Annotated in this window: 16 protein-coding genes; 10 read left to right on the top strand and 6 right to left on the bottom strand. The window is 39.4% G+C overall.

Going from position 1 to position 20,756, the window contains the following annotated elements; all coding sequences use genetic code 11:
* Nucleotide 1 precedes the first annotated feature (1 nt).
* From spoT to AC27GZ_RS04760, 5 genes are all read right to left on the bottom strand, one after another.
* A complete protein-coding gene (gene spoT, locus AC27GZ_RS04780) occupies nt 2–2,110 on the bottom strand; it encodes a bifunctional GTP diphosphokinase/guanosine-3',5'-bis pyrophosphate 3'-pyrophosphohydrolase (RefSeq protein WP_487093732.1) in 2,109 nt (702 codons plus the stop codon).
* Nucleotides 2,111–2,358: 248 nt separating this feature from the next.
* On the bottom strand, nt 2,359–2,646 hold the full coding sequence (gene rpoZ, locus AC27GZ_RS04775) for a DNA-directed RNA polymerase subunit omega (protein ID WP_487093731.1): 288 nt from the start codon (nt 2,644–2,646) through the stop codon (nt 2,359–2,361).
* Nucleotides 2,647–2,805: 159 nt separating this feature from the next.
* Nucleotides 2,806–3,441, bottom strand: coding sequence for a guanylate kinase (gmk, locus tag AC27GZ_RS04770; RefSeq protein WP_487093730.1), 636 nt, complete (start codon nt 3,439–3,441; stop codon nt 2,806–2,808).
* A gap of 81 nt (nt 3,442–3,522) precedes the next feature.
* A complete protein-coding gene (locus AC27GZ_RS04765; protein ID WP_487093729.1) occupies nt 3,523–4,713 on the bottom strand; it encodes an amino acid aminotransferase in 1,191 nt (396 codons plus the stop codon).
* Nucleotides 4,714–4,884: 171 nt separating this feature from the next.
* Nucleotides 4,885–5,595, bottom strand: a complete 711-nt coding sequence (locus tag AC27GZ_RS04760; protein WP_487093836.1) for a DUF445 domain-containing protein — start codon at nt 5,593–5,595, stop codon at nt 4,885–4,887.
* Nucleotides 5,596–5,655: 60 nt separating this feature from the next.
* Here AC27GZ_RS04760 and AC27GZ_RS04755 point away from each other — a divergent pair, with 60 nt between their 5' ends.
* The 7 genes from AC27GZ_RS04755 to AC27GZ_RS04725 all read left to right on the top strand — a co-directional run bounded on the left by AC27GZ_RS04755 (nt 5,656) and on the right by AC27GZ_RS04725 (nt 14,107).
* The gene (locus AC27GZ_RS04755; RefSeq protein ID WP_487093728.1) at nt 5,656–6,525 is read left to right on the top strand and encodes a peptidylprolyl isomerase; all 870 of its coding nucleotides are present in this window, start codon (nt 5,656–5,658) and stop codon (nt 6,523–6,525) included.
* A gap of 129 nt (nt 6,526–6,654) precedes the next feature.
* Nucleotides 6,655–8,121, top strand: coding sequence for a conjugal transfer protein TraF (traF, locus tag AC27GZ_RS04750; RefSeq protein ID WP_487093727.1), 1,467 nt, complete (start codon nt 6,655–6,657; stop codon nt 8,119–8,121).
* 27 nt (nt 8,122–8,148) lie between these two features.
* Nucleotides 8,149–8,622 (top strand): transcription elongation factor GreB, encoded by a 474-nt coding sequence (greB, locus tag AC27GZ_RS04745; protein WP_487093726.1) that lies wholly within the window; start codon nt 8,149–8,151, stop codon nt 8,620–8,622.
* 90 nt (nt 8,623–8,712) lie between these two features.
* The gene (locus tag AC27GZ_RS04740) at nt 8,713–9,639 is read left to right on the top strand and encodes an extracellular catalytic domain type 1 short-chain-length polyhydroxyalkanoate depolymerase (RefSeq protein ID WP_487093725.1); all 927 of its coding nucleotides are present in this window, start codon (nt 8,713–8,715) and stop codon (nt 9,637–9,639) included.
* A 174-nt stretch (nt 9,640–9,813) separates the two neighbouring features.
* A complete protein-coding gene (locus AC27GZ_RS04735) occupies nt 9,814–12,063 on the top strand; it encodes a TonB-dependent receptor (RefSeq protein WP_487093724.1) in 2,250 nt (749 codons plus the stop codon).
* A gap of 74 nt (nt 12,064–12,137) precedes the next feature.
* The gene (locus AC27GZ_RS04730; protein ID WP_487093723.1) at nt 12,138–13,373 is read left to right on the top strand and encodes a serine hydrolase domain-containing protein; all 1,236 of its coding nucleotides are present in this window, start codon (nt 12,138–12,140) and stop codon (nt 13,371–13,373) included.
* 68 nt (nt 13,374–13,441) lie between these two features.
* Complete coding sequence (locus AC27GZ_RS04725; RefSeq protein WP_487093722.1) at nt 13,442–14,107, top strand: response regulator transcription factor; 666 nt, start codon at nt 13,442–13,444, stop codon at nt 14,105–14,107.
* A 58-nt stretch (nt 14,108–14,165) separates the two neighbouring features.
* Here AC27GZ_RS04725 and AC27GZ_RS04720 read toward each other — a convergent pair whose 3' ends face one another.
* Complete coding sequence (locus AC27GZ_RS04720) at nt 14,166–17,606, bottom strand: hybrid sensor histidine kinase/response regulator (protein WP_487093721.1); 3,441 nt, start codon at nt 17,604–17,606, stop codon at nt 14,166–14,168.
* A 175-nt stretch (nt 17,607–17,781) separates the two neighbouring features.
* Between AC27GZ_RS04720 and AC27GZ_RS04715 the strand changes: the two genes are divergently transcribed.
* The 3 genes from AC27GZ_RS04715 (at nt 17,782) to AC27GZ_RS04705 (ending at nt 20,739) form a co-directional block, all read left to right on the top strand.
* The gene (locus AC27GZ_RS04715; protein ID WP_487093720.1) at nt 17,782–18,996 is read left to right on the top strand and encodes an MFS transporter; all 1,215 of its coding nucleotides are present in this window, start codon (nt 17,782–17,784) and stop codon (nt 18,994–18,996) included.
* On the top strand, nt 18,984–19,913 hold the full coding sequence (locus AC27GZ_RS04710; protein ID WP_487093719.1) for an alpha/beta hydrolase: 930 nt from the start codon (nt 18,984–18,986) through the stop codon (nt 19,911–19,913). The genes AC27GZ_RS04715 and AC27GZ_RS04710 overlap by 13 nt, the downstream gene beginning before the upstream one ends.
* An 82-nt stretch (nt 19,914–19,995) precedes the next feature.
* Nucleotides 19,996–20,739, top strand: a complete 744-nt coding sequence (locus tag AC27GZ_RS04705; protein ID WP_487093718.1) for a substrate-binding periplasmic protein — start codon at nt 19,996–19,998, stop codon at nt 20,737–20,739.
* Nucleotides 20,740–20,756 lie beyond the last annotated feature (17 nt).

The following is a 20,756-nucleotide window of genomic DNA, read 5'->3' as shown; positions in this document are numbered from 1 at the left end:
GTTATTTATTACGGATGACGCGTTGAACATCAACCATCACTTTAATTTTTCGAATAATGTCAGCTAAATGGATACGGTCACGACAAGTTATTTCCATGTCTATTAAATACAGACCAGCATCTTTTTCGCCAGAATTTAAACTATGTACGTTAGATCCACATTTAGCGACTACATTAGTGAGTAGAGCCAGTGCACCTTGGTGGTTAACTATTTCAACTCGCAGTTTTGCGACGAATTCTTTATTAATGTCACTATCCCATTTTACTGGGAATAAGGCGCCTTGTTCATGGCCTTTGATATTTCGACAGCCTTGCTGATGTACCATTAACCCTTTGCCAGGGCTTAGGTAAGCTAAAATGGAATCACCAGGAATTGGACGACAACATTTACCGTAACTGACTAGCATGCCTTCAGTACCTTTGATTGGCATTTTAGCTTTACTGCCGCTTGACGTGATATCACTATCTTCAGTAAATTCGTCTGTTAGTCGTCTTGCAATACCAATACTCAAGGCATTACCCAAGCCAATATTGGTTAATAGTTCATCAAAATTATTGTAGCCACTTTGTTGAACTACTTCGGTTACCTTTTCTTCTTCAATATCTTCTAATTTTACTTTACCTAATGCGTGACTAAGTAGTCTTTGACCAAGCTGTTTAGATTCAGCTTGCTCTCTGCTTCTTAAGTAAGTTCTTATTTGTAAACGTGCTTTTGCTGTTACGACAAAGTTTAACCAAGTTGCATTTGGCCTTGCAGCTGCGGAAGTGATCACTTCAATGGTTTGACCTGAATCGAGAGGTTGACTCATAGGGTAAGGCTTTCTGTCTACTTTTACACCAACACAAGAGTTGCCAACATCAGTATGTACTGCATAGGCAAAATCAACAGCAGTTGCTCCCATAGGCAATTCAATAATGCGACCTTCTGGGGTGAATACATAGATTTCTTCAGGGAATAGATCTGATTTTACGTTTTCGATAAATTCAAATGAACTACCAGCACTTTGTTGTAATTCAAGAAGGCTTTGCATCCAGCGGCGAGCCTTCATTTGGGCAGTGGTGTCTGCGTTACCGCCGCCCTCTTTATATAACCAATGTGCAGCAACACCCTTATCAGCCATTTGATCCATGTCTTTAGTTCTGATTTGAATCTCGACAGGGATACCGTGAGGACCAATTAAGGAGGTATGCAATGAGCGGTAACCATTGGTTTTTGGAATAGCTATGTAATCTTTAAAGCGACCTTCTATTGGTTTAAATAGATTATGCATAGCGCCTAAAGCACGGTAACAATCATCAAGATTATTATCTACAATAACGCGGAATGCATAGATATCCATAACCTCGTTAAACATTAGCTCTTTGTTGAGCATTTTACGGTAGATCGAATACAAGTGTTTCTCACGCCCTATTACCTGAGCTTCAATGTTACTCTCGGCTAAACGGCTTAATACTTCTTCTTGAATATTATCAATGATGGCTTTTCGATTACCGCGGGCACTTTTTACTGCTGATTTGAGTGCCCTAGAGCGCATAGGGTATAGGGCTTGAAAGCCTAATAACTCTAATTCATTTTTAATGTCGTGAATACCGAGCCTATTGGCTATCGGTGCATAAATTTCAAGGGTTTCACGGGCAATGCGGCGACGTTTATCTGGTCTTAACGAGCCAAGGGTGCGCATATTATGAGTTCTGTCAGCGAGCTTGATTAAAATTACCCGTATGTCTTGCACCATGGCTAAGACCATTTTGCGGAAGTTTTCCGCTTGCATTTCTTCTTTGTTATCAAATTTGAGTTTGTCTAACTTACTCACCCCTTCAACAAGTTCGGCGACTGTGTGACCAAATAGCTCGGCAAGTTCGTCTTTGGTGACCTCGGTATCTTCAATGACATCATGAAGTAATGCTGCCATGAGGGTTTCATGATCCAAATGCATTTTTGCTAAGTTCAACGCTACTGCCACAGGATGTGTGATGTAAGGATCACCACTCGAGCGCATCTGACCATCATGAGCATCTCGAGCAACAATATAGGCTTGCTTAAGTAGATCAAGTTGCACTTTTGAAAGGTAGGTTGCGCTTAATTCTTTTAAGGGTTCAAATAGATACACCTATTACTCCAAATTGACGGACAACAAAAATAAGTAGTATGAATAACTCTGTTATCTTGGAGCCTAGATCTCAAGATAATGAAGCGAGTATACAGTTAAGAATACGTGGCTTTATAGTAAATGCAAAGGAATTTGTCTTCGTTAGGTCGATGAACCTGAAGGCAATAAAAAACGCGTAGCTTAATATCTATATTTTATAGAAAAAAGTTACGCGTTTTTGGTTAATATTGGCAGGTTTTCTGCGGTAATTAACCTAGTTCTTGTGGTTGATTACCTACAATAGCTGCAACCGCATCTAATTCAGCTGTATCTTGCTCAATTTTTTCTTGACGATCTGAGTCATCCATTGATTCTGTACTGATTAAATCAGCTTCAATTTCACGCAACGCTAATACGGTTGGTTTATCATTTTCAACTTCAACTAAAGGATCTTTACCGCCCGTGGCAATTTGACGAGCACGACGTGATGCAACTAACACCAAGTCAAAACGATTACCGATTTTTTCTACGGCATCTTCAACAGTTACGCGAGCCATTTGGGCACTCCAACTTAAATATATAAAATAGCGGTGCATTTTACTGCCCACTTAATGATTTAGCAAGCAAAAGCAGCACTTGCTTAAAAAATTATTCATTTTTAGTGGTCTTTAGTCAGGCTTTTACTACTCTAGCTAAGTTTGTGATGTAAGTGGTATTTATTCACCGGCTAACTCGTCGAGTAATTCTTTGTGTTGGGCAACTTGTTGGGAGCGTTTTAAGCGTTGGTTATTCACTATGGTAGTTAGGTCTTCTAACGCTTGTTCAAAGTCATCATTGATAATGATGTAATCAAACTCTTGAAAATGTGAGCACTCACTTTGTGCTTGAGCCATGCGTTGTGAGATTACTTCATCACTGTCTTGACCTCTATTTCGTAATCGGCTTTCAAGCGCTTGGCGTGAAGGCGGACTAATGAATATGGTGGTGACGTTGGGCTTTTTCATGCGCACTTGCTGTGCACCTTGCCAGTCAATGTCCAGAAAAACGTCAATTCCTTGGGCAAGTTGCGCATCGATAGCGGCTTCTGAAGTACCGTAATAGTTACCAAAAACCTCAGCATATTCGTAAAAAGCATTTTCTGTTATTTGTTGTTTAAAAGCGTCAACAGATACAAAGTGGTAATGTTCGCCATTATTTTCGCCGGGGCGTGGATCGCGCGTGGTATGTGATACTGACACTTGCATAGGTCTTGATGAGGCTTGTGCCCCTTGCTCAAGCAACGCTTTGATTAAGCTAGATTTTCCTGCGCCACTTGGAGCAGAGAGAATGAATAAGTTACCTGAAACTGTCACTGTTATTTCCTTACAGGGCGTTAATTTTTAGATCGGCACTTACTCTCGGATAAGTGAAATAAGTGCCTTATTTTTTACGTATTATAGTACTTTGGCTATTGATTGCGCTAAGTAGTCAACATTACTGTTAGCAATTCCGGCAATGCTCATGCGGCTTGAGCCAACCATGTAGATACTGTATTCATCTTGTAGCTGTTGTACTTGCTCAGGCGTAATACCTAGGAAAGAAAACATACCCGATTGACGTGTGATAAAGCTAAAATCTCGTGTGACACCATTAGCGATTAATTTTTCAACCAATAATTGACGATTACCATTAATGCGGTTACGCATTTCAGCTAATTCACTATACCATTCGTTACGTAATTCATCTGAAGATAATATGGTTTCAACCAGTGCCGCGCCATGGGCTGGTGGCATAGAGTAAATGACTCGTATTACAGATAACAGCACCGAATAGGCAATATCAGCTTGCAGGCTAGATTCACCAATAACAGTACAAGCACCAATACGCTCACGGTATAAGCCAAAGTTTTTTGAACATGAGCTACAAACTAACATCTCCTTGACGGATTCGGCCATCAAACGTAAGCCGTATGCGTCTTCATCTAAACCTTGGCAAAAACCTTGGTAAGCCATATCAATAATCGGCGTAAAGCCTACTGATTTGGCAACTTCAGCAACTTGCTGCCATTGCTCTTGACTTAAATCCATACCACTTGGGTTGTGGCAACATGCGTGTAATAGTACGACATCATCGCTCGATACTTGTTTAAGTACCGCTAACATACCTTCAAAATCTAGGTTTTTATTTTCATAATCATAGTAAGGGTATGTTTTTACTGTCAGTCCAGCGGCTTCAAATAAACCTGTATGATTAGCCCAAGTTGGATTGCTCATCCAAACGGTTGCCCCAGCTTTACATGTTTTAATAAACTCAGCTGCAACACGTAATGCACCAGTTCCGCCAGGCGTTGAAACGGTGCGGGTTCGGTTTTCATTGATGACTTTATGTGTGGCACCGAAAATAAGCTCAGTCATTTTTTCATTAAACAGATCAGATCCGGTTGGGCCTATATATACCTTACTCGTTTCGGTATCAGTGCGGTGTTGCTCAGCTTTTTTTACACAATTGAGCACAGTGGTTTCACCGGCTTCATTTTTATAAACACCAACACCTAAATCTATTTTATTTGGGTTGGAATCTGCACGATATTTAGCTAATAGTCCTAAAATAGGGTCGGCAGATGAAGCTTTTAAGCTAGCAAACATGGCTGAAATTTACCTTATCGGTTGAGTATGAATATTTAAGGTTTAACAATGCTTAATGTATACGTAAGCGTGAAGGGCAAGCATAGCGTAAAAGTGCATTAAAGCTAAAGCAATTTAAGACAAATTTTTAATACCAACCTTAACTACTGGAACATGAGGTTTACATTGGTGTTAAAAGGTATTTGTTGTTGCTGCAAGCAAGCCAATAATACCGCCAAAAACGCCACCCCAAACTACGAGCCAGCCAAGGTGTTTTTTTATCATGCCTTGAACGATTTCTTTCACTAATTGTGGTGTTAATTCATTTAATCGCTTCTCAATAATATCACTGACTTTACCTTGCATATTCGCGATCATATCAGGTTGCTCTAACTCCTCTCGCAACAAGTGGTTAAATTGTTCACTTTGGCTAATCTCTTTGATAGAGGCTTTCATTTTCTCAATAAAAGGCTCTTTCATTGGCTGTATCGCTTCACTACCTCCCACCATAGCAAGCATTGGTCCAAATGATGAGTTTTCGATTACGGTTACGAGGTTATTAAAAGCAGGCGTGAGATCAACTTTTTCAATAACAGGTGTTAGATCAATACTGCTGGCAGTACCTGAGCTTGTAGATAAAAAGCGATCGATATTTTCTTTAGTGAAAAACTGTTCCATCATCAATTGACGAATGGCTAGTTTAAAATCTTCAAAGCGTGCGGGAATAACACCAGAGCCATATAACAGCGGCACTTTTTCAAACAGCATATGAACAGCCAACCAGTTGGTAATTGCACCAGATAGGGCAAATAAGCCTACGGTATATAAGATGGGATTAGCTAACATAAAACCAGAAAGCGTACAGACTAACGCGATAAAATTAGTGACTAGGCTTTTGTTCACTGCAAAACTCCAAAATAGTGATATAGTTAAATTTTTCATTATTATACCTAAGTAGAGACTATGACAAAATCTATAAAGCAAGCTTTCGCGGTTTGTACCTTTTTGTTTGTGAGCGCTTGTGGCGCTGATAATGGTGCTGATCAACAGTGGCGCACATTATCATTAGAAAATACTGTGTTATTAACCCTACCACATGGCAAAGTTGTTATTGAATTAGCACCGCAATTTTCGCCAAACCATGTTGAACGTTTTACTTCGCTTGTGCAAAAATCTTTTTATGATAATGAAAAGTTTTACCGTGTTATTGATGGTTTTGTTGCTCAAGGGGGCCCAGAAGATGGCGGCAAAAAAGATGAGTCTGTATCTTTACTCCCCATAGAAAATGAGTTTGCTACAGATAAAAACTGGTCATTTACCCCCGTTCAAAATAATGATCTGTTTGCAAAAGAAACGGGCTTTAAAGATAGCTTTGCTGTTGCACGAAACAATGAAAACAGTGCGTGGCTAGCGCATTGCCCCGGTGTATTAGGTATGGCTCGAAACAATGAGCCCGATACGGCAACTAGTCATTTCTATTTTGTTATTGGTCAAGCGCCACGCTATTTAGATAAAATTATGACTGTGTTTGGCCGAGTGGTATATGGTATGGAACATATCCAAGCTATTCAGCGTACTCAAGTGGTGGAAGGAGAGTATGGAATCGACAGTAGGGATTTCACTCCGATAGTGAGTATGAAATTAATGGCGGATGTGCCTGAAAAGGACCGTATCATTATTGAAGTAGAAAATACCAGTTCCCCAATGTTTAAAGAGCGCCTTGTAAAACGTCGCGTACGAGAGAGTGATTTTTTCTATCAAAAGCCGCCGCCAGTACTTGATGTTTGCCAAGTGCCTGTTAGAAGTCGTCGCATTGTTTCAACGAAACAATAGAATGTTATCGCTTTGTAACGAATTGCTGTTTATTTATACTGTAAATGTACATTTATGCTAATATAATTGCCATATTCATGGCAATTAACACCTCTTAATTTTAGTATTTATTGGAACTTATTGAATAAGATGTCACTAGAAAAATTTGTTTCAAAAAACTTGCTTAGCGTTACTATTTCCGTTTTAGCAATGCTCACCACTACGATGACTGTTGCCAATATTCTTCCGCGTTCATCAAGCCTTAGTTACTCACAAAAAGCGCTCTCTAATGCAGGTAACCCAGCCGCAGCAGCATTAGTAATAGAACGTAACGATTTGAATGTGATGACTGGTGGCACAATTGAAATGGGTGGTGGTGTTGAGTACGGTGATTTAGATGAATTATTTGACACTATTAATAAATTGAAAGAGGATTTTTCACCACCCCCCTCCGAAGCGCCACCCTCTGATTTACCACCGACGCCAGAAAACCCGATAAGAGATTATCGCTGGGAAGATCTGTTTGAACTCTACCCTGACTTGGAAGATCGTGTCGATGTTATCAAAGATCGTGTTGTTGAAACGGCAGCTTTGTTGGCACTAATTGCGGTGGAAGGGTATGCCAAAGCAGAAGCAAACGCTGAAGCAAGTTTTGTGTTGAATGAAGACTTATATGGAGGAACCTTGTTATTTGGCTCTTCATACAAAGGAAATGCAGAAGCCGTTGGTATAATGGAGGTTATTACGTTCGATAGTGAACAAGCAAGAGAGCAAATAGCCAAAATACCAGATTTTGATGAAACTGATCCTATCCAAGAATTAGACTTAAGCGGTGGTATTATACTTTATTACGACCCGTCTAATAATAAAGTCAGCATATCGATAGATAATGACAGTTTATTGTTAGTGAAAGCCACAAAAATCTTTCAAACGTCATTAACTTATAGCCGAAAGTTAGCTTCATACGATGCAGGTAATTTGTATTGGGGGGTGAAACCAAACTTTTATCGTGTGGGTTTATCTAATGTGACTGCTAGAATTGGTGATATTACCGATGCAGAGGAATTCTTCAACGATATTAAAAATGCTGATTTTATTTATGAAAATGGCATGGATCTCGATCTAGGCTTAGTATGGGCTTCTGATCATTATCAGATAGGGGCATCACTAACGAGTATTTTTGAGCATACCTATGAGTTTCCAGAAATAGACAGGCGACGTTATAAATCTGATGAAATTATCAAAAAGCTTGATTTTCATGAAGAATTTACCATGCAGCGGCAATTAAAACTTGATTTTGGAATTTACACCCAAGATCGTCAATGGAGCTTAAATGTCGAGTATGATGCAAATCCAGTTGTTGACCCTATGCGTGATAGGTACCAATGGTTTTCAGCCACAGCAGGTTATGCCGCAGATAGTTGGTGGTTACCAGGGGTTCGTGTCGGTTTTAGTCGAAATTTAGCCGGCTCTAAGCTGGCTTATCTCAATGCTGGCGTTACGGTAATGAAAATAGTGAATATAGATTTAGCTTCTACCCTAGATACTGTTGAATTAGACGGTAATGAATTGATGCGGGGAGTGAATATTCGTGTCGGTGTGCAATTTGAATATTAGTGAATTTCATGGACGTTTTAACCAAGTATGAAAACTAATTTAATCACTCGGGCAGGATTTGAACTGCTACAAAAAGAGCTGACGCATTTATGGAAAGTAGAGCGCCCTGAAACGACTAAAAAAGTGTCTTGGGCCGCAAGTTTAGGTGACCGCTCGGAAAATGCTGACTATCAATATAATAAAAAACGCCTGCGCGAAATAGACCGCCGTGTGCGTTACCTGACCAAACGCCTAGAAGATATTCAAATAGTTGATTACAACCCACAACAAGCTGGCAAGGTGTTTTTTGGAGCTTGGGTTGAAATTGAGAATGATGATGGCGAGCAGCTTAAGTTTAAAATCGTTGGACCGGATGAAATTTTCGGTCGCAAGGATTATATTTCTATCGATTCTCCTATGGCACGTGCCTTGCTGAAAAAAGCAGTAGATGATGAAGCCGTAGTGACGACGCCCGCGGGCGAAAAGTATTGGACAGTGTTAAGTATTCACTATCAAGAATGAAAATATTGATAACCTACACTAAAGTGCCATTGTGATTTTTTGTAAAATTCAGTCATTATCAGCATAAAGAAATTAATGGATAAATGACTTATGCACACCCTGATAAAACTGGTTCTATCATTTTTGATCTTACCATTTAGCTTTTCAGCAGCAGCTAATTTTACTGTATTGAAAAATTTTGGTGACAATCCTGGTTCCTTAAGCGCAAGCTATTACGCCCCTGAGCATCAAGCTCCAGCGCTTGTGGTTTTGTTGCATGGTTGTGTGCAAAATGGTGAACAGTTAGCACAACAAAGCGGTTTACTCGCCCTAGCCCAAAAACACCAATTTGCCTTATTAGTGCCCCAGCAAAGTTCAAAAAATAACATTAAGCGCTGTTTTAATTGGTATTCAGCTGATGATTACACAAAAGATAAGGGAGAGAGCTTATCGCTTAGTAATATGATTACAGGGGCAAAACAGCAATTTGGCAGCAAAAACGTTTATATCATTGGCTTATCTGGTGGCGGTGCTATGGCGAGTATTATGTTGGCTAACTACCCAGATAGCTTTACTGCCGGCGCTATTGCTGCGGGCATTCCTTTCCCTTGTGCAGACGGTTTAATAACTGGTATATCTTGCATGAAAAATGGGCCTTCTCAATCGGCAGTAACACTGGCCAATCATGTAAAAGCATTAAACCCTGATCAAACACATTGGCCTAAGCTGTCGATATGGACAGGGATTAATGACGTGATAGTCAACCCTCTAAACTCTACAGTATATGCCCAGCAGTGGCTGCAATTATTAGCACTAGAAAATAAGCCGCTAATCGATAAACAAACCGACTACACAATAACTCGTTGGCAAGATGCTCAAGACAATATTCAAATTGAATTAATTGAGCTTAATGCATTAGGTCATGGCTTTATGATTAATCCAGCAGAAGAAGATGGTGGTGAGGTAGCTGATTATTTATTGGCAGCACCAATAAGTACGGCAAAACACGTAATCAATTTTTGGGGTTTAGATGACTGATCTGTGACAAAGACAGAATAATTCATTTAAAAACAATTAATTATGTATAGCACCATAGTGCTAAATATTTTTTTAAATTTATAAGATAGAGTGTTATTAGTTGGCGAAACAACTAAATAAAACAACATAAAAACAAGCTTCACTTAAAAAAGAATTATAAATAAAGGTTCCCTTATGAAACATAACATCAGAAATAAAAGCTACCTAGCGTTAGCTATCGCAGCGGCACTGACAAGCAATATTGCTTTTGCAGAAGAAGCTGCTGACGACGCATCGGCAAAAGATAGTGGCCTTGAGGTCATTGAGGTTACTGCTCGTAAATCGTTAGAAACATTACAATCAGTACCTGTTGCTGTTACTTCGATTGGCTCTGAACAGTTAGGTGAAAACGGCATTAATGTGATGACTGAAATTCAACAGTTTTCTCCTAATACTACTTTGCAATCAAGTCGTGGTACTAACTCAACGTTAACCGCTTTTATTCGTGGTGTTGGTCAAGAAGATCCACTTTGGGGTTATGAGCAGGGTGTGGGCATTTATGTTGATGATGTATATTTTGCTCGTCCACAAGGTGCTGTACTTGATATTATCGATGTTGAACGTGTTGAAGTGTTACGTGGTCCACAAGGCAGCTTATATGGTAAAAACACCATAGGTGGCGCGATAAAATATGTCACCAAAAAAATGTCGGGTGACTTTGAAGTGGATTTATCAGCGACTTTTGGCACATACGGTCGCCAAGATTATAAAGTGGCGGCAAAAATCCCTGTTGTTGATGATAAACTTTATGTGGGTTTTGCCTTAGCGAACTTAACCCGTGACGGCTTTGGTAATTTCTTAGAATCAGCCTTACCGAATCAGGATTTAGAAAACTATAATAAAGATATTTTCGCGGGCAGAATTACGGTTGAATTTGAACCAACTGAAGATTTATTCTTCCGTTTTAACTACGACAATACTAAAGATGAATCGAATGCTAAAGGTGGTTACAGAATTTTACCAAGTATTGTAACTGATGCACCTGTGCCGGATAGTGTTTATGACTCATACACAAGTTTACCTACTGAAAACCTTGTAGAAAATGAAGGTTGGAGCTTAACTGCTGAGTACTTTATCAATGACGATTGGTCGATAAAGTCAGTAACAGCAGCGCGTGAAAACTATTCTCCAACCAATATTGATTTTGATAACACACCACTACAAATCTTCGATGTACCTGCGGTATATGATGATGAGCAGTTTTCACAAGAGGTTCAGTTAAACTATAGCGGTGAAAACCTAAGTTTAGTGTCTGGTTTATATTATTTTGATTCAGAATCGTGTGGTCACTACGATGCGATAATTTTCCAAGCATTAACGGCTGATAAAAGCGGTTGTAATAGCAGTGAAAGTATTGCCGCCTATGCCCAAGGTTCATTCAACGTAACGGATCAGTTGTCCTTTACTTTAGGTGCTCGTTATACGGATGAAGAGAAAATTGCCAATGTTACTAGTGACTTGTATGCCTCAATTGAGTATCCGTTTACAGGCTGGATCCCAGGTTATACACGTGGTGAACTACCACAAACTGAAGTGTTAAATGGTCAGAAAAGCTGGTCTCGTTTTACACCAAAAGTGGGTGTGGAATATCAAGTTGATAGCGATATGATGGTTTTTGCTAGTTATTCACAAGGCTTTAAATCAGGTACTTTCAACCCGCGTGCATCAACGAATGAACCTGCAGTTAACCCTGAAATTGTTGATTCAGTTGAGCTAGGTATTAAGAGTGAGTGGTTTGATCAACTACGTGTGAACGGTACTATTTTTGCGTTAGAGCACAAAGATCGCCAATACACCAGTGTTGTGGCTAATGAAGACCCATCTGTATTAGATACTCGTTTAGGTAATATTGGTAAGTCAGAATCTGTAGGTATTGAATTAGAAATGGAATATGCGGCAACAGATAACTTACACTTTAACTTTGCGTTAGGTTATATCGATGCAGAATTTACCGAAGTATTAACATGGAATGGTACTGATTATGACGATATCTCAGATACTTATACCGTTGCAAATACACCTGATACTACCGCAAACTTTGGCGCTAGTTACGACCTTGAAACTTCAGTTGGTTCATTTGTAATTAACGGTAATTACTACTACCGTGGTGATTATGACCTTGTTGAAATCGGTAATGTATTGACTCAAGATGCTTACGGTTTGTTAAACTTTGGTGTTAACTGGTACAGCAATGACGGTGATTGGACTGCAGCACTTCATTGGAAAAACATCACTGATGAAGAGTATATGGTGGGTGCCTATAACTTCACTGGTGGTCAAGATGATAACGGTACTTGGTTACCAGGCTTTGGTGGCGATACTACATTAATCGCTTATTATGGTGACCCTTCTACGGTATCTTTCACTATCGGTTATTCTTTCTAAAGATACATCGACCTTTAAAAGAGCTAGTTTTTACTAGCTCTTTTTGATCGCAAACCCTAAGGTGGAAATTCACTATGCGTTTTTTTTGGCTTTTAGTCTTGATATTAGTTGCTTCATGTAAAAGTGACACGAATAGCTCGACTTATAAAACACATGCCTTGGATCGCGTTGAAATTAATTGTGAGCAACCCTACCAGTATCAAGCGCCAGAAGATATTCAAGACGGACTAACCGTGGCAAGTATCTACGACTATGATCAGGTAATTGATACTCATAAGTTACTGGATATGGCACAGCGAATGCACTGTGGTGAGTTTGAACATCAACTTAACAGTGTTTTAATTTCCTTGCAGGGTAATTTGATTCACGAAGCTTACTTTCCGGGATTTAAAACCGCTACTGATCGCACTATTGTTGATTATGATAAATACACAACCCACGCATTGGCATCTTCAACTAAAAGTATCACCTCCACACTTATCGGCATCGCAATTGAACAAGGTTATATTGAAAATACAGAGGTAAAGCTTGAAGGGTTTTTTAGCCATTACTCTGATATTGATTGGCAACATGGCTATGAAATAAACGATGAGCTAGTGTCTAAAGGAGATATTTCGCTGCAAGATGTGCTAAGCATGTCTGCTGGTTTTCAATGGGATGAAGGCACATATTCATACCTTAATAATTTAAATGATGCCTATAAGCTGAAAGAAAGTAGTGATTGGTACAAATTTGTATTAGATCGTCCATTGGTTTCAGCCCCAGGTCAGCAGTATGTTTATAACAGTGGTTTGAGTATGTTGTTGGGTGGAATTTTAGCGCAAGCTTCTGGTTTATCCGCAGATGAATTTGCTGCCGATTACTTTTTTTCTCCTTTAGGTATTGAAAAGCACTGGTGGGGCAGAGGCCCTAACAATGAAATACAAACGGGTGGTGGCTTATGGTTAACGCCAAGATCAATGCAAAAGATTGGGCAACTGCTGTTAAATGAAGGTCGATGGCATGGTCTGCAATTACTAAGCCACTCATGGATAGAAGAAGCAACTCAACAGCGATTTGCATTAGCGTATTCTGACTCAAATATAAGCGGTTATGGCTATCAATGGTGGATGAATACTTTTGAAGTGAATGGCAACACTGTTTCTGCTATCTCATCATTAGGGTTTGGTGGTCAACAAATCTATAGCTTTAAAGAGTTAGATTTAGTTGTGACGTTTACAGCACATGAGTATCCTCGTGAGTATGGTAATGTAAGAACTCGAGAGATGTGGTTACAAGATTTCATTCTGCCAGCTATATTAAATTTGTAGTTACTAGGTAATTTTCAGCTCTATTTGATATAGTCAAATAAATTAATATTTTTAAGAAAGAGTAAAGTATGAATCAAGCGAAAGTGGTTATTGCTGATGATCATCCATTATTTAGAACAGCCTTAAAGCAAGCGGTAATTGACTGTTTGCCTCAGGCTGGTATTAAAGAAGCATCGAGTTTTAGCGACTTGCTTGCAGTGGTTGAACAATCTCCTGAATTAGAAATTATTTTTTTAGATTTACATATGCCGGGCAATGATGGCTTTACTGGCTTAACTCAATTACAGAATAATCATCCAGACTTGATTGTTATTATGGTGTCTTCGGATGAAAACCCAGACATTATGCAAAAAGCGATTAACTTTGGTGCTGCCGCTTTTATTCCTAAATCTGTGGATTTAACCACTATTAGCCAAGCGATTAATACCGTGCTGGCAGGCGATACTTGGTTACCTGCGAATATGCCCATCAACCATGATGCAAAACTGGCCCAAGAGCATAAGCAGTTAGCACAACAGTTAGCGCAATTGACCCCTCAACAATACACGGTATTGTCTTTAGTGGCGGATGGGCAGTTGAATAAGCAAATTGCTGGTGTGCTCGACATTAAAGAAAATACCGTTAAAAAACATGTATCAGCTATTTTATTGCAGTTAGGTGTTTATAACCGTACGCAAGCAGGGTTAGTGTATCAGCAGCTGATGCTAGCTCCGCAGGAAAACAATAACCTTTAATTGTGATAACTACTTCATCCCTTGAAGTAGTTGAGTCATTCACGATTAATAATAACGACTAACGAGCTAATAGTTGGCGCATTAACTTTTTCAGCGCTAACGCTTTTATCGGTTTTCGCATAAATGAAAACTTAGCTTCACTGGTTTGTTGTCGCACTTGCTCAGAAGGATCAGCAGAGCAAATAATTACCGGTACTTGCCAGCCATGTTTCACTTTACTTTTTTGTACTAGATCTACGCCATTTTTATCATTATCTAGGTGATAATCTGAGATAATCAGGCTAGGAATGAAGTGTTTATTTGTTAATGCTTCATTGAGCATAGATTCATCGGCAACGGCAACCACTGCACAACCCCATTCTACTAACTGGCTTGTCATTGCCGTTAGCATCAAAGGTTCATTATCAATCAATAGAACTGCTAAGTTTTCAAACTCATTGCCAGCCGCTGGTTGATGCATGGAACTTGTTGCTAATGTATCAATACGCTTATTGCTACGTGGCAGTATAATACTAAAGCAGGTGCCTTTGCCTAGGGTAGACTTCACCGAAATAGTAAAACCAAGTAACTTAGCGATGCGCTCTGATATCGCCAAACCTAGCCCTAAACCTGAATCTGTTTGATTAGGGTTTAAGCGTTCAAATTCTTTAAATATGGTCGTTTGTTGATCCTCAGGGATACCGGGGCCATTATCCCAAACTTCAATCACTATGTGTTGTTGTTGATGACGAACGCCTAGTAATACTTTGCTTTCACGAGAGGGCTGAGGACAGTAATTGATGGCATTTGAGAGAAAGTTTTGCACAATCCGTCGCAATAATTTGGCGTCTGTTTCCACCACGCAAGAGGATTTTACATAACTAAAGGCGATATCGGCTTGTTGCGATAAAATGGCAAATTCATTACTTAATGGTGTCAGTAAGTCATTAATAGCAAAGGTATGTATATCAACGGGTTGTGAGCTGTTGTCTAAGCGTGATATTTCAACCAGATCTGATAACAAGGTTTCTGCAGCAACAAGCGAGTGTTGAATATTACTTGCGAGCTCTTCTAAGTCTGAGCCTTGTGCTTTTTTAGTCAACATATTGGTAAACAATGACATAGCATTAAAAGGCTGCATTAAATCATGGCTGGCGGCGGCTAAAAATTTAGTTTTACTGGTGTTGGCCGCTTCGGCTTCGGCTTTTGCTTGACTAAGCTCAAGGGTTCGCTCATTAACTCTTTGCTCTAAGTTTTCATTGGCTTGTTGTAAGGCTTTCGCGGCTTTGATGTGTTCACTAATATCTGAAAAAGTACTGACAAAGCCACCACCGGGCATAGCCTGACCACGAATTTCTAAGACCATACCGTTAGGCATTTGACGTTGGAAATAATGATTGTTACCAGCACGCATATGGGCTAAACGTTTTGAAATCAGTATTTCTTGAATTTCGTTATCTTCTTTATCTGAAATTAGGCCACGCTTAATATTAAACCGAATGAGCTCAGCAATAGGCTTGCCTACGGTAACTAGGTCGTTAGGATATTCGAGTAGTTCAATGTAGCGTTGATTCCAAGCCACTAAACGCATGTCGGCATCCACCATGCTGATGCCTTGTTCTATATTTTCAACGCCAGCTTGTAACAGTTCGCGATTAAATTGAAACAGTTCACTGGCTTCATCAACAATATTAACTACATCTTCAAAAGGCATGCTTTGTTGTTTACTTGCTGCCAACATAACCATACGCGTAGATGCGGAGCCGAGAACACTTGCCAGTTGAAGTCTAGTGTAGTTGCAAAGTTCAATACTGGCGGCAGTATTTTTATTGGCTTCAGTATAGTGTTGTTTGAATGCATTAGCAGCTTCGTTATTGACGAAGCGCTGCAGTAATTGATAGAGGTCTTTATGGGTAAGATTTTGTTCAAACGTTTTTTGTTGTTTATTCAAGAACAATTCAGCCTGAAGCTTTTCACCAACACTTCGTTGACTGAATAATGAGATACCAATAAAGCAACAGCTATTCGCTAATAAACTAAATAATAAGCCGTGACTGATATTATCTAAAAAACTCACTCCAAATAAGGCGTAAGGCTTCAACCAACTTAAGCCGAATAAGCCTGTTGCTAACCAGCTTGATTCAGGTAATAAGCTAGGCAGTAATAACGTATAAAGCCAGATAACACTACCGACAATCAAACCAACTAAAGCGGCTTTACTGGTGGCATTTCGCCAATATAAGGCACCTAAAACTAAAGGCGCTAACTGCGACAGCAACACAAAGGATAGCAAGCCAATGTCTGCTAAATGGTTTTTCTGGGCTATGGTGCGTTCAAATACAAAAGCTAATAAAAGCAATAAAGCAATAGCGATACGGCGTAAATTGAGTAGCAAGCCAGACAGCTCGCTTTTTTGTTTCACCATAAAGTTTTTATGGCGTAATAACAGAGGGTTGATTATTTCAGTGGTGACCATGGTACTGAGTACAATTGTGGCAATAATCACCATGCTAGTGGCTGCCGCCAAGCCACCTATGTACACTAAACCGCCAAGCCATGCTTGTTGGAAAAATAACGGAATGGTGATGACATAAGTATCTGCATCAACACTTCCCCCTGGAAATAAGCTTTGTCCGGCAAGGGCAATAGGTAACACAAATAAGTTAATTAGAATAAGGTAAAGAGGGTATAGCCATCGCGCTGTTTTTAGCTCTTTTTCTTGATGATTTTCTATCATCAGCATGTGATATTGCTGAGGCAGGATAAAAATGGTGATCATACCTAAAATGGCTTGTGAAATAGCAAAGTAAACGGTATTGCCGCTAGATTTTTCGGGTTGAATATATTGAGTTTGTGTCAATAAATCATTGACGCCATCAAAGACAAAAAAAGTGGCAAAAATGCCTACCGCCGTTAAAGCAAATAACTTCACAATTGAGCTAAAAGCAATCGCAAGCACTAAGCCTTGATTTTGTTTATTAATGACGACCTGTCGGGCACCAAATAAAATGCTGAATATGATCAATACCACAGTAACGACAAAAGTGGTGCTAATACCTGACTGATAAGTACCTGTTACTAAATCAAAACTGGTACTGATAGCACGAAGTTGTAAGGCAATGTAGGGGATGGTGCCTAATAAAGCGACTAAAGTAACGGTGGCGGCAATAATGGGAGAGCGATCATAGCGACAAGCAATAAAGTCAGCGATTGAACTAAGGTTTTGCTCTTTGGTAATACGCAAAATTCTGAGCAACATTGGCCAAGCTAACACTAGGCAAAAAATTGAACCAAAATATATGGGTGCTAACCAAGCCCCTGTTGCGGCCGCTTGACCTACAGTGCCGTAAAACGCCCAAGAAGTACAACTTACCCCTAAAGATAAACTATAAACCCAAGGATGTTTTAAGCCGCTGTTTGTTTGTTTCTGCCCCCAGTAAGCAACAACAAATAATAAAAGTAAGTAGGCAATAGATAATAAAGATATAAGCCAAGTATCAAGAGAGAGCCAAACTAACAACGACGTTCCTTAAAAATTTGAAGGCGGATCAATATTAAAATGAGCCGCAATTAATATCACTGACAGCATATCACGAGTAAAAAATAAACACAGGGGAACGAAGGTAGTACATCATTGTATCAATTTGTGCAGTAAGCTTGAACGATTAAGCATTTTTCAGTGGTAGAAGTGAAATATGAGTTTGAGCAAAATAAATAATAAGCACCTAGTAGCTGCATTGGTTTTTATTAGTTACACCCTGTTCGCAATGGCGTGGGTTGGTGGTACAGCAAGCATGAACCAAATTATGGCAGCCATGGATATAGACAGCTTAGCATCGGCAAGCTTTATCAGTGGCGCCGTTACTTTAGCTAAAATATGCGGCACCTTTATGGCGGCTTGGTTAGCTTTAAAGTTAGGGGTTAAAAAGGCGTTTTTTGTTTCAGGTGTGTTAATTTCCGTCGGCTTGTTAACGCCATATTCGCCGAATTACGAATTACTATTAGTGAGTCGCTTTTTAATGGGGCTTGGTGGCGCCTTTATGATTGTTTATTTTAATCCTATTGTGATGGCGTGGTTTGAGCCGGAAGAAAGGCCGACCATTAATGGTATTAATGCTGTCGCATTTAATGTCGGTACCGGCATTATTTTATGGCAGATGGCAAACTTCAATAGCTTAACAGGCAGTTGGCAAAGTACCTTAGTTATTTTCTCTTTAGCGAGTTTAGCATTAAGCCTAGTGTGGTTATTAACCCAAGATAAAGAGCAAAAAGTCAGTGGTGGAGCTAGCCAAAGTGAACCTGAAATTCACTACTCTTATATTGATGGTTTAAAAGATAAGTTCAACTGGGTTTATGCTCTTACTTATTCAGGCATTCTAGCTTTCTATATTTGTTTATTTACCTTCTACCCTAAAGCAGGCATCAGTCAAAGTGCCTTAGTGATAGGGGCAGGTATCGTGGGAACTTTGGCGGGTATTTTCTATAGTAAAACCTTCACTAAGCGTGTCCCCATTATTCGTTGGTCAGGTTTGGTGATCGTTGTTACAGTGTTTGGTTTATCTTTTAGTAGTTCACCGTTATTACAAACAATATGTGCTATGGCGTTAGGATTCTTTATCTTTCTTCCTATAACTGCCTTAGTCACTATTCCCCACGAGCTTCCCAAAATGACAGGGCAAAAAGTTACGGTAATATTTAGCTTGTTTTATTCTATTAGCTATTTACTTGCCACCGTTGTGTTGTGGGGTTTTGGTAAGTTGGTGGATATTAATGGTGGTGATTACAGCGCGGCTTTTTTGTTGATAACTCTACTTAGCAGTACTTTTTTCATTGGTAGTTTCTTTTTACCTGAAACGGCTAAGCAACCTGACACACTAGTTAATGAAAAGGATTCATCATGCGAGGCGTAATTTCTCCTAAACTTACGGATTTTATTGAGCAAGTTAATGTGGCTGCACGTGAAGCAAAAGCAAACAATATTGTTTTAACACCTGAGTTGGTGCGTGGCAATTTAGACAAGCTTGAAGTATTTATTGGTCAAGGGCCAGATCTAGCCTTGGTAAAAGACGCAGAATTGAACACTGAAATACATTCCATTCCAGTGCGAGTTTATAGCCCAGCACCTGAAGAAGCATTACCTGTGGTGCTACATTATCATGGCGGTGGCCATATGTGTGGTAGTATTGACTTGTATGATGCTATTAGCCGAAAAATAGCGAAAGCAGGACATTGTGTGGTTATTACTGTTGGCTATCGATTAGCGCCAGAATACCCGTACCCAGCAGGTATTGATGACTGCCAATATGCCTTAGCTCATTATAAAGAAGTACTGCAAGGGGTTAATTTTAATCATCAGTTAATGATTGCTGGCGATAGTGCTGGTGGCGCAATTTGTACCACCTTAGCCAGCACTAATATTGATAATGCAAAGGTGAATATTGATAAACAAATCTTAGTTTATCCAAGTGTTGATTATACTTTATCTTCCCCGTCGGTGAGTGAAAATGGTGAAGGTTTTTTACTAGAAAAAGCAAAAGTTGATTGGTACTTTGATAACTATTTCCAACATAACGAAACCAGAAAAAACACCTCTCCTTTATTTATGGAAATGGCAGTCAGTATGCCAGAAACCCTTATTTTTTCTGCAGGCTGTGATCCTCTGAGAGACGAAGCCTTTGCTTACGCTAACGCTTTGACTAAGGCCGGTGTTAAGGTGAAAGAACATCACTTTCCGGGCATGATTCACGCGTATATGTTGCTAGACTCTATGCTTGAAGAGGAGTGTCAGCAAACCTATCAAATGATAGGCGAATTCATCCGTGCATAACTTCAACAGTTAACTCGAAAACGAGTCATTAATTTTTAAGCTATAGTTAAAGCAACCTATTCTGATATCGATTTTTGTTGATATGCTAAAGTTGCTAATCTCAATACTCTTTTCTTGCTTAGTACTGGTGGCTTACGCTGATAGTACTGAGCAGCCGAGTCTAACCTTAGGCTATGTCAATTTCCCCCCTTATACTTACACCAATGAGTATGACCAAGCTGATGGTTTTATATTGAAAGCGGCCATTAATGTTATCAATCAATCGGGCTACGCAGTTGAAACCATACCTTTACCGGCAAAGAGGCTAAAAAAATACTTGTTAGCAGGTAATGTTGATGTTTGGGTGGGTATTGAGCCAAATAAGGAAATAAAAGCGCAAGTTATAGTAGGTCAGTATCAATTGACTTCGATGGTTCTGAATATTTACTCTGCTGAGGGGCAAAACATAACCAGTATCTCAGGCTTAAATAATAATAAAGTGATTGTTATTCGCGGTTATAGCTATGGTGGCTTAATTGATTATATTAACGATGAAAATAATAATATTACTGCGTATATTACGAATGATCACGAATCGGCGTTACATATGTTGGCCCAAAAAAGAGCAAACTATTTATTAGCTTATCAACGACCTACAAATTTGACATTAAGGGGTATGGCTATTGAAAACCTCAGCGTTTTTCACTTGTCTACATTACCGTTATATTTTATTTTGTCTAAGCAGGTGCCTAATGCGCAGATGGTAATGAAAAAACTTGATAACGTATTAGTCAAAACAATAAAAACCAAGGCTAAAGCGCCAAGTATTTCATACTTAGCGCTTTAATTTATTGGCATACTGAG

Source organism: Colwellia sp. SU-HH00943 (assembly GCF_057546125.1).
This window is presented reverse-complemented; position numbering and strand designations above follow the sequence as displayed.